General features: G+C 75.2%; 1 protein-coding gene. It reads left to right on the top strand.

Features of this window, described 5'->3' with window-relative positions; genetic code table 11:
• Positions 1 to 191: 191 nt before the first annotated feature.
• The coding region (locus ACWEVO_RS36380) for an MFS transporter (protein WP_452311924.1) at positions 192 to 1,485 on the top strand (1,294 nt) is incomplete at its 3' end.

The following is a 1,485-nucleotide window of genomic DNA, read 5'->3' as shown; positions in this document are numbered from 1 at the left end:
CCCGGTCTTCGGACCGGGGTGTCGCGGTCTCCGGGTCCGGTTCGTGCCCGGGCCGCCCCGCACGTCCGAGCTTCCGGGTGAACCCCCTCACCAACTGTCGTCAGGGGGTTTGACCGCCGCCAGACTTGGGCGCTGGCCGGACCCGCGAGGGTCCGGCTTCGTCGTGTGACCGTCTGGACGGGGAGGTTGTCGTGGCTCTCGGCGCCACGTTCGCCGCGCTACGCCACCGGAACTACCGGATCTGGGCCGGCGCCGGCTTCGTATCGGTGATCGGGACCTGGATGCAGGTCCTCGGCGTCAACTGGTACGTCATGTCGGCGACCGGGTCGGCGACCTCCATGGGCCTCACCGTCCTGCTCCAGGCGCTGCCCACCCTCGTGCTCTCGGTCTGGGGCGGCGCGCTGGCCGACCGGCTCCCGGCCAAGCCGGTGCTGATCGTGGCCCAGGCGGCCCACGCGGCCCTCGCCGCCGGCCTGGCCGTGGTCGCCGTCACCGGCGCCGGCGGGCTGCCGGCGATCTACGCGATCTCCCTGGTCACCGGCGCGGTCTCGGCGATCGAGGGGCCGGTGATGGGCCGCTGGTCCTCGACCCTGGTGGACCGGGAGAGTCTCGGCAACGCCCTCGCGCTCGGCTCGCTCACCAATTCCGCCGGCCGGATCCTCGGCATGAGCCTGGGCGCCGTCGTGGTCGCCGCCGTCGGGCCGGCGCTGCTCTTCGCGACCAACGCCGCCAGCTTCGTCGCGGTCGTCGTCGCCCTGTTCGCCGTACGTGAGGGGGAACGGCACACCGGTGTGCCGGTCGAGGGCTCCAGGTCGCGGCGCGGCGCAAGACGCGCCGAGCTGGAGTCGTCGCAGGCCGACCCGGCTCGGGCGGACGGCGGGATCGGGGCCGGCTTCCGCTACCTGCTGCGCCAGCCGGTGGTGCTGGTCGCCCTGGCGTTGTCGTTCGTGCTGGGCAGCCTGGGCCGCAACTACCAGGTGACCATGGCGGCGATGAGCGAGGGACCGCTGCGCGGCGGCGCGTCCGGCTACGGCTTCCTCTCCACCGTCTTCGCCGTCGGCACGGTGGTCGGCGCGCTGGTCGCCGCCCGCCGCCGGGAACTGGGCTACCCGATCCTGGTCGGCGCCGGCCTGCTCGCCAGCGGCCTCCAGATCGTCGCCGGCCTGGCTCCGGGCACGCTGAGCTTCGCCGCGGTCATCCTGCCGGTGGCCGCCGCCGCGGTGGTCATCGACACCACGGTCGGCGCCCGGGTCCAGCTCGACACCGACTACGCGATGCGGGGCCGGGTGCTGGCCGCGGTCGCGGTCACCGGTTCGGTCTCCGCCGCCGTCGGCGCGCCGCTGCTCGGCTGGCTCTCCGAGCACGTCGGCCCCCGGCAGACCCTGGTGCTGGCCGGCGCGGTCGCTGCGGTGGCGACCGCCGTGGCCGGGGTGACCCTGGACCGGCTGCGCGAGCGCCGGCTGCGTCGCCGCCTCACCCGCGTCC

The sequence above is a fragment of the Micromonospora sp. NPDC003776 genome, assembly GCF_053605645.1.
This window is presented reverse-complemented; position numbering and strand designations above follow the sequence as displayed.